The sequence below is a fragment of the Vibrio barjaei genome (assembly GCF_001639065.2).
Classification (GTDB): domain Bacteria; phylum Pseudomonadota; class Gammaproteobacteria; order Enterobacterales; family Vibrionaceae; genus Vibrio; species Vibrio barjaei.
The window spans coordinates 22,515-33,471 of the sequence record NZ_LQXO02000062.1; the positions used below are offsets into that span (position 1 = coordinate 22,515).

Below are 10,957 nucleotides of genomic sequence, written 5' to 3' on the forward strand. Positions count from 1 at the left end.
TCTTTTTTACGTTCCTGAAAAAGATAATTCCTAATTCTAGTCTATTTATGTGCACTTGCTTCCGAAACTTACGCTGCAGAATTGAAGCCAAATAACACTGCTGTCATTTTCAATGATTATTGTTTTTATGTATGGGTCTACGTAACAAAGAGAGGTAAGAAATGCTCTATACAATGAATCGACAACTAAGTGATACGACAAAACGGGCTTGTTACTACTTGACGATCGCGGTACTTATTGTCGTTTACATTAGCTTGATTTGTTTTGCTGACTTAGACCAACTTGTTATGAAACTCTTGTTTTGATTCCATATAGAAAAATAAGCAAAACAGATAAGAATAATTAGCAAAATCTTCATCCATATCCTTAACTTTATGAAAGAGTTAGAAGTTAGGAATGGACGAATGACGGATAAAAAGAGTGATAAAGCGAAGACCAAAAGCGGCCAGAGTATAAAGGAAACTCTACCTCAAAAGACTGTTAGCCGTAAGAACCCAAGAAAAAACGAAAAAAAACGTCGCCTTTTTAGTACGTTGCGATACCAAGTCGGTTTGCCACCGGCACTAACTTTTATCTTGCCTTCTCTTGCAACTAGACATGCAAGTGCTCAAGGTAGTGAAAACTCGTCAAGTCCAACTAATCATCCAACTACAGAAGCTATGCGCCGAGATGAGTCTTCTGGAACCAATACTCAACACATAGGTACAAGTTCACAAGAGTCAGTGCTTGTAAACGCTGACACAAACGAAGCTAGAAGCTCTCACATAGCACCAAGTGCGAGACTGGAATTGCACCATTATAAAGTTCACGCATACACAAACCCTCATTTATTGGCAACCAACAAAATTAGTTTATCCTCAGAGCCGACTCCTTCCCCACGTAGTTCTTCAACTGGCTTTCAAGATCATCTAGACCAATCTTCTTCACAACCGAATGCACCTCAATTTATCAAGCCTGAAATTACCAACCAACTATTGCAGGTCAAAGAAGATGGGCAACTGGTACATGGTCAGTTAATCGCGACAGATAAAAACACAAATGAAACCATAAGTTTTGCTACCAATACTCAGGTCGATGGTTTAACTCTGAATCCAGATGGCACTTACACTTTTGATCCGACGGATACCGTTTATCAAAGCTTGAAAGAGGGCGAGATTAAAGAACTCACTGTCCCCGTAACTGTGACCGATTCAGTGGGACTGACATCTCATGCAAACTTTGTTATTCAAGTCACGGGTACTAATGACATCCCTAGCGTTAAAGGCCAAGTTTCTGGTCATATTCAAGAAGACATCAATGTTGACTCCTCAGGCTTACTTACAGTTGCTGGACAAGTTCACGTACATGATATTGATCATGGTGAATCGCACACCTTGGCTGAAGTTATAAAAGGGCAGTTTGGGACATTAACTATTGATGACCAAGGGCATTGGCGATATCAAGTCGATAACAGCCTCAATGCCATACAGCAGCTCACTTCTAAACAACAGATTACTGAAACCATATCAATCCATACTGCTGACCACACGAGTCAGAATATCCAAGTAGTTATCGGTGGAAGTGATGATAATGCTGTGATTTCTGGGATCGACTCTGGTGCAGTCGTAGAAGATTTGCATGTCAAAAATGGCAGTATAAAGACGCAGGGCGACCTAACGATTGTTGATACTGACTTAGGCGAAGCACACTTTGTGTCACAAGTACTTGTTGGTCAATTTGGTAGTTTGAATATTGATGCTAATGGTCATTGGAGCTACGAAGCTAATAATTTACAAGCCGCAATTCAACAATTAGGTAAAGGTGATGAGCTACATGAAACGTTTACTGTAGCATCGGTCGATGGAACGACTCATGAAATAAAGATAGAAATTGATGGTGTTAATGATTTGCCGGTAATGGCGGGGCAGTCACAGTCGGTTAAAGAAGACGGCGCGGTATTCCATGGTCAAATAGTGGCAACGGATGTTGACCATGATTTGCTGACGTATTCTATTTCGAATCCTATTGATGGTTTGTCGTTTAGTCCTGATGGCAGTTACGCCTTCGACCCTAGTCACGCGTCTTATCAGCATCTAGCGGTAGGAGATACGTATACAGTCAAAACCACTGTTATTGTCACTGATACAGCTGGTGGGCAAGACCACAAAGAGTTGTCTTTTGTTATTGAAGGAACTAACGATAAGCCGACAGTAAGCCCTATAACCGCTCAGTTCCATGAAGACCAGTCTCAACATCTTGATATCAACTTATTATCCCATGCTCAAGATGCGGATGGTGACGCGTTAAGCGTCGGTAATCTTTTTCAAGTTAAGATGAATGGCCATATAGGCAGGCTTCCTGATGGCTTTGGCATAGTTAATGGCCATTTGCAGGTTGACCCGTCCAGTTCTACATTCCAGCATCTTGCGCAAGGCGAGATAGCGACATTTGAGTTGAGTTACAAGGTAACGGATAGTCACGGAGCTTCGACGCCGCAAAGTGTCACTGTAAAAATTGTCGGTACCGATGATAAAGCCCAGCTAGCGTCGAGCTCGATAAATATCGGTGAAGCCGCTGCCGAGCATACTTATCATGGCACATCTATCAAAGGGTCACTTCAACTGACGGATATCGACACTCACGACAACCCGCAGTTCGTCGATATGATCTATCAATCAAGCTCGAGACTGGGTACCCTCGCACTCCGTGCAGATGGGCATTACGAGTACTTCCTTTATGGTAACTATATTGGAACTACCAATGCTCAAAAAACAGTTGCTGCATTAAAACCGGGTGAGAGTATCACCGAGACCTTCAATGTAGAGACCGCCGATGGACAGACAAAACCGGTGACTGTGACGATTCATGGTGAAGAAGATAGCGCTCAGATTGTTGTTAATTACGGTACGACAGATAATCACTTACACGAAGACTCGATGACGTCTCCGGCATACCCTACAGAGCTGTTTTCGACCGGTATCGTTAGGGTTATTGACCCTGATCATGATGATGATCAATTGAAGCCTCAAACGTTGGTGTCGACTCACGGCGGTCACTTCACGGTGACAGAAACGGGTATGTGGCAATACCATATCGACAACAGCTTGCCTGTGATTCAGCAGCTAGGTAAGGGAGAAAGTTTCCAAGAGCAATTCACGGTTGAATCGAAAGATGGTTCTGCTCAAAAAGTGATTACCGTTACGGTGCACGGTACCAATGATAATCCGGAAGTCTCTTCGACAGTGACTTTACCGTCTGGAAATGAGGATAAGCCTTATATCATCAGCAGTGCCGCCTTGCTTGCCAATGCATCGGATGTCGATGCTAACGATGCAGGGCATCTATCAGTGGCCAGCCTTGTCGCGCTCAAGGCCGATGGTTCTTCCGCAGGCACCATTACAGATAACCACAATGGCTCGTTTACATTTACACCAGAACAAAACTATAACGGACAAGTTCACTTTAATTATGAAGTACATGATGGGCATGGTGGAAGCATTGCTACCTCAGCGAGCTCAGTGCTCAAACCTGTGTCAGATAATGCGCAAATAAGCTACGCATCAACCGACCATCATTTGGCAGGTGTTACAGAAGATAGGGGTTATATCGATACCCATGACGAGCTTCAATTTGAAGGCAAACTCGACATCGTCGATCCCGATCAGGGGGAAGCGGAGTTTGATATTAACTATGGTCCGCAAACCTATTACGGCATAGGCTATGATACCAAGCTTGGCGGTCATATTTTATTGATGCGTGATGGCCACTATACCTACACGATCCGAGACCATCAGCCCCAAGTTCAATCCTTAAACCAAGGTGAAGTGCTTACCGATCAATGCGTTGTTCGAGCGAAAGATGGGACGACGTTTACGATTGAAGTGTCGATTCATGGTACAAATGACGCGCCCGTGATTAGCCAAGCTGTGATACTTGCACCTGGCGTTGAAGACACGCGAATGACGATTACGACCGCACAGTTGCTGGCAAATGCAACGGATGTGGATACCAACGATAGCGGACAATTGAGTGTTGCAAACTTGTCGGTTGATCATGGAGCAGTTCATATTAACCCGGATGGCACCTTTTCTTTTACACCAGAAAAAGACTACAACGGGAAAGTTCATTTTAACTATGACGTCACAGATGCGCATGGCGGGACCACACATACCGGGGCTTCTACCACTCTCTCTGCTACCCCAGACGGTGCCATTATTTCAGAAGTGACAACTGATCACGTCACTGAAGATGGGTCACATAGCAGACACAATGCAGGGGTAACAACTGAGCTCGCAAATGGAAGACTACAAGTTGTGGACCCAGATAGCGGGGAGAATAAATTCCAATACAGCCAGTTTGGTGAATCAGCAGTGCACGATCCGTTTGGTGGTATGTTACGAATTGATAGCATGGGTAATTGGGGCTACAGCGTTAATAACGCCAATTTGCAACACCTTGCCGAGGGGCAAACTGAAACCGTTGTCTATCGTGTTCATAGCTACGATGGAACGGCATACGAGTTACACATTCACGTTATCGGCACTAACGATGCGCCAACCATTACTCAAGTCGCGCTGAGCAACGGTACTGAAGATACCCATTACCAAATGCAAGCCAGTCAATTTGGATTCCATGATATCGATACTGGCGACACGCTCCATTTCATAGCCATCACAGACCTACCACCAGCAACACAAGGGAAGTTTGTCCTCGATGGGCACGATATTACCGCCGGGCAACCGATCCCTACAGCAGACATCAGTAAACTTCAATTCATTCCGGCGCAAGATTTCAATGGTGATGTTCAATTTAAGTTTACTGTGAATGACGGACATACCGACTCTGCAGAGGCTACCAACACACTTCATATTGATGCGGTTGGAGATAAAGCCGTTATATCAGGTGTTGATACTGGCGATGTTTATGAAAACAAAAACCCTGATATGTCGCCAGACTTTGCCCAGCCAGGTATGGCGCATTTAACTAATAGTATGATTCATGTTGAGGGGCAACTAACAATCATCGATCCAGATACCGGCGAGAATAGTTTTGATTCTAAAGGTATTGGTTATACCTATCATGGAAAATATGGCCATTTGATTCTTAATACAGATGGTAAATGGTTTTATGGTGTTGCGACCGGCACTGCTGATGTAAATGGAGGATTAACAACAAATGTAGGATCGACGATTGATCAACTTGGTGCAAATGAGACTCTTACTGATACGATAACGATACAAAGTAAAGACGGTACTACTCATGACATTGTTATCACCATTCATGGCGATAACGACCGTCCGTATTGTTCTGGTGAGGTGCAACTCAACAGCGGTAAAGAAGATCTTGTTCAAACCATCACTGCATCTGAGCTATTGGCAAACACCGTAGATGTAGATACGAACGACACAGGCAAACTGACGATTACCAATCTTCATGCCGATCATGGTTCTATTTTAGATAATCAAGATGGTACCTTCACTTTTACCCCAACCAAAGACTATAACGGTCAGGTTCATTTCACTTATGACGTGCAAGATGCTCATGGTGGGGTTACTGCTACGGGCGCAACTTTGCAACTTGCTGCGGTATCAGATGCGGCGCAAATTATTGCGGCCGGTGTGACTTTAAAAGAAGATCATGTTCTCAGTGGCACTACTTCTCTGCATTCAGAAGGGCAGTTTCATGTTATCGACCCTGATGGCCCTTCCGAGTCTCAATTTGCCATGGCACCGGGACAGATAACATCTTTCTATAAAGGCTCATTCGGTGGTGACTTACAAATAAACTCCAACGGGAATTATTTCTATAACATTGATAATAGTACCGTTGATCAACTAAGAGATGGTGAGCATGTAACAGACCGCTTTACGATAAAAAGTGCAGACGGTACGACGAAAGAAATTGAATTTTTGATTCAAGGTACGAGTGATACACCGACGATTACTCGTTCTAGTTTGCACGAGTATTCCTTTGAAGATGGAAGCGTTCTACATGGCAGACTCTATGGACTGGATCCAGATAAAGGTGATAAGCAAACTTTAACGTATGAAGCGCTAGGGAGTGCCGCTGGGTTTCATTTAGATCCAGATGGTAGTTATACCTTCGATCCATCAAACTCGGCATACCAACACGGTTCATTAACCTATGGGAGTGATTTACAAATCTATGTCCCAGTCAAAGTTACGGATAGTGAGGGCTTGTCGAGTGTCCACAATATGCGCTTTACTATTATGCCCACCAACGATGCGCCTATTGTCACCAGTTCTGTTTCCATAAGTTCAGGGACGGAAGATCATTCCGTTGTATTTCATAACAGTGATTTGTTGGCTCATGCCAGTGATGTCGATGATTATGACCGATTGCATGTATCCAACCTTCATGCGGATCATGGTTCGATTACCGATAACCATGATGGGACATTTACCTTCACTCCTGATAGCAACTATAACGGCACTGTTAAATTTAGCTATGATGTGACGGATAACCATGGCGCATCGACGCATACCAGTGCCTCTATGACGCTGGCTGCTGTGGAAGACAAAACAGAGTTTATTGGTGCTAACCACGGGGTTGCTACAGAAGATACCGGCACAGTTGTTTATCCCCATATTATGGACGCCACTGATTGGCAAGCATTGCAGATTACCGATGTTGACAGTGCCAATACTCAGGTAACGGTGGAATTTTCTGGTCATCAGTATACTTGGGACCTTGGAACCGATCTCGATGTCACAACGCCTTATGGTAAATTCCAATTCCACACCATTACCAGTGGACCGCATCAAGGCGAACATTCTTGGAACTACATAGGCGATAACAAAAATAGCGATGTTCAGGGGCTCAAAGCAGGCGAGTCCATACAAGAAACCATCAAGCTTATAGCAAAAGATGGTACAGAATTTCCTATTCATGTTGAGGTTAAAGGCACCGAAGATGGCGTGGTGATTGATTCAACGAGCGAACTGGGGCATGTGATTGAAAATGCTCAGACGGGCGCCTCTGTCAGTGGTCAACTAAATGCTCATGATACCGACATTCACGATCAGGTGCATTGGACGGCAACACCGTCATCTGGAGTCTCGGGCAGTTATGGTACGTTCCATGTCGATACGGCAGGACAATGGCATTATGATGTTGATCAGGGCAAAGCGACCCAGTTGGGAACTGGTGACGAGAAGTGGGAATATTTTAATGTCGAGGCAGTGTCCAGCGATGGAAGCCAGATGACGAAAAGAGTCGCGGTGGTGGTTCATGGGCACAATGACAACCCTACAGTGACGAGCGATGTGTCATTAGCTGCTAGTAAAGAAGATAAAGTAATAAACCTGACACAAGCAGACTTGCTCGCCCATGCTTCTAATGTCGATACGAATGATCGCGGTTGGTTGCGCGTTGCAAATCTCACGGCAGACCATGGTCATATAACGACTAACCAAGATGGGTCTTTCACTTTTACACCAGATACAAACTACAACGGAATCGTTCGCTTTAATTACGATGTGACCGATCGTCATGGCGGCAGTACTCCAGCTCAAGCCTCTATATCATTACAGGCCGTTAATGACTTACCTTCTGTTCATGGTGATTCTTCAGGCATGGTAACGGAAGCTGGTATCGACGCTCATGGCGCTGCAGTAGGCAGTGCGTCAGTACAAGGAACGTTGACTGCGACTGACCCAGACTCAGGAGATACGGTAGCGTGGCATGTCACTCAGCAAAGTGGTACATACGGTCGTCTAACTGTGGATCAACATGGTCAATGGAATTACCAACTTAATGACGCGAGTGCTCCGGTACAGCAGTTAGTGCAGGGAGCGACGGCTCAAGATACATTTGTCGTGACAGCAACGGATAAATCGGGTACGCCAGTATCACAAACAGTAACCATTGATGTACACGGCAGTAATGATGGCGCAAGTATAGATGGCCACACAATGTCTTCGTTAAGCTTGGATTTAACTGAAGACTCCACGACATCGACGTTGAATGGGCATTTACAACTGACAGATGTTGATAGTGGTGAGAACCAGTTTGCTCCGTTAACAAAGGCGGCGGGTACATACGGTCACTTAGACCTTGATGCCAATGGTGATTGGACTTATACCTTGGATAATCAGTTAGCAGCAACGAATGGACTGCATACCGGACAAGTGGTTACCGATCATTTCGTTATTCAGTCTCCCGATGGGACGGCTTCTAAATCTATTACTGTGAATGTACATGGTCATGATGATTTGCCGACGTTAACGGTCAATGAAGGTGAGGCTGTAAATAGTTTAGATTTGTTTGCCGGTATTCAGGGACAAGGTGTGAGTGGCCTTCAGTACTCTACGGATGGCATTCACTACAGCAGTACCCTACCAGAAGGGTTTGTTTTAGATGCAGATGGACATACATTACATGTTGATGTTTCTGGTACAGGTTACGACCATCTAGCAACAGGGGTGAAGCAATCTATTTATATCAATTATCAGCTTCAAGAAGGAACTGGCGTGAATCAGCAATCCGTTTTACAACACGGATTAGTTGAAGTCATCGGGACGAGTGATGCTCCGGTTTTACACCAATTTTCGCCACGGGCTAATCAGTTCTCTGGTCCAGTCAGAGGCAACTTGCTAACGGGTACAACGGATGTAGACGATGGTGCCCATCTTGTATTAACGGACATTCAATACAAAGAAGGGGGTGGGTATCATACCTTACTTCCAGGGCAATCACACGATATAGCGGGTGTCGGTACGATTCATATAGAAGCAAATGGTGATTACGTATTTACTCCTGACTCAACATTTACTGGAAACGTTCCGAGTATGTGGTATCGAGTGACCGATACCACCGATAGCCAAAGCGTAGAGAAACAGAGTACGCTTAATATATCGATTGATCCAAATCATCAACCGACAGTCTCCGTGTTGTCTGCTAGTTTCAATGAAGATGCTGATCTTGCGATTTCAACGCGCGATTTTGGTTATGCTGACAGTGACTCTGACCCGCTTCACTGGATAACGATTACACAGGTTCCAGATGCCAGTCATGGTCATTTAATTGTTGATGGACGAGTGGTTGTCAACGGGAATCTAATACCTGCTAATATGTTGGATAGATTAATCTTCAGGCCCGTTACTAATTACAATGGCTCGGCCACATTTAGCTATAAAGCACATGATGGACATTCGTACTCGACAGAGCAGCATGCGCAACTGTCGATAACGCCTGTTAATGATGTTCCTACTATCCATTTGACGCCTGTGACACCGGTTAAAGGAACCGTGACCCAAACGGATGTTGATATTGGTGATACTCATCAATTTGGAGTAGCGTCGCCTGCGGGTCAATTTGGCACCTTGTCAGTAGACCAAGCAACAGGCGCATACCAATATGTCCCTAACGGCCATATAACGGGAATGAACTACAATCAGCAAACTGGGCATTATTTAGGCCATGATACTTTTGAAGTATCGGTGACTGATAAAGCGGGGGCAACATCATCATTGTTTGTCACATTTAGAGTCGAGGGGATAGTGACTGCCCCTGCGATATCGGGCCTAGCGCCAACAGTTTCGACTCAAGTAACGGCGAATCCTACGGTGGCTAATACGGCCCCACAAGTTGCTCTAGCGCTACATCAGGGCGCGAGTCGAGTTTCGATTGATTTAACCTCTACAAGTGATAGTGGAAGTTCTAATAGTGATGACTTAACCAATATTCAAGCACCCGAAATAGGTGGTCATACTGACATTCCTTTCTCTTTAGTGAAGCTGTATGACGGAAACAAGGTGATTGGTTCTGGTTACTCAGATGGTCAAGGAGACTACCAGATCGTAGTCACCACATTAGCTAATGGTGCTCATAATCTTCGTGCTTTAGCGTTAGGGCCTGCAAGTGCTTTACCAGCAACGTCTTCTATGTTGCCAATTACCATCGATACGCAGGCTCCGACACCGGTCGTAACAGTAGATACTATTACTCGCGATAATGTCCTCAACGCAACGGAATCTCAGTCGATGATTACCATCTCGGGCGATGCATCTGGTGGGGCACACCCAGGAGACATTGTCACCATTGAAGTCGGTGGGCACTCGTACTCTGGGAAGTTAGATGCAGCAGGCCACTACAATATCGATGTACCAGGATCAGAGCTAGAGCAAGTATCAAAAGTAAAAGTTTCTGTTACAGCGATCGATGATGCAGGTAATAGCACAACGACATCGATCGACCACCACTATGATGTCGATAAAAGTGTGGGGAGTCCGACTATTAGCTTTGAAAGCCCTGGTTCGGACAACTTGTATAGTAAAGCGGAAATAGCGCAAGGAGCGGCAGGAACCATCACGGCCACAGTTCATGCCGCTGCGGATGCTAAGGTTGGTGAGCACCTAAATATCAATGGTGTGGACCATGTCTTAGATGCCTATTCCTTGAAGCATGGTATCAACTTAGAAGTTACGCCAAGCACTCCAGTTCGAGCTGTTATGACTGATGAGCATGGTAACGTAAACTCAGCGCTCAATGTGGCTGCTGGGACAAAACCAGAGCCAATAGTAGTAACAGCTCCCTCTGGCAGTCACCAGATAAGTACCTCACTGGGAACGCCAACACTCATGCCTACGGGACAGTCAGTTGCCCCCGCACAACAAGGATGGAGGATATTAGTAAATGGGCATTATCAGACTTCGTTTAACGGTAAATGGGGCACGTTGACCATTGACCCTCAAACAGGGCACTTGAGTTACCATGACCATGGTACAATTCACACAGGACCTCATGGTTCACCTACTGATTTGGGGGTTCATCAGGAGCATTTTGAAATCGCGTTACAGGGCTCGCTCCAAGACGATATTACGCTTCATGTTAAAGTCAGTATTCTGAACCATGGCCCAGGGCATAGTGGCAAGTTAACTGAGGGGGCAGAAGTGTTGGACATGACAGTCACCCCTTTATTACATCATAATCCACCGCCGCCACCTCCACCGCCGCT

At 45.1% G+C, this 10,957-nt stretch carries 1 protein-coding gene; it reads left to right on the forward strand.

All coding sequences use genetic code 11. The features are described from left to right. Nucleotides 1–404: 404 nt before the first annotated feature. A partial coding sequence (locus AWH66_RS25800; protein WP_071487875.1) for a VCBS domain-containing protein occupies nucleotides 405–10,957 on the forward strand: 10,553 nt, incomplete at its 3' end.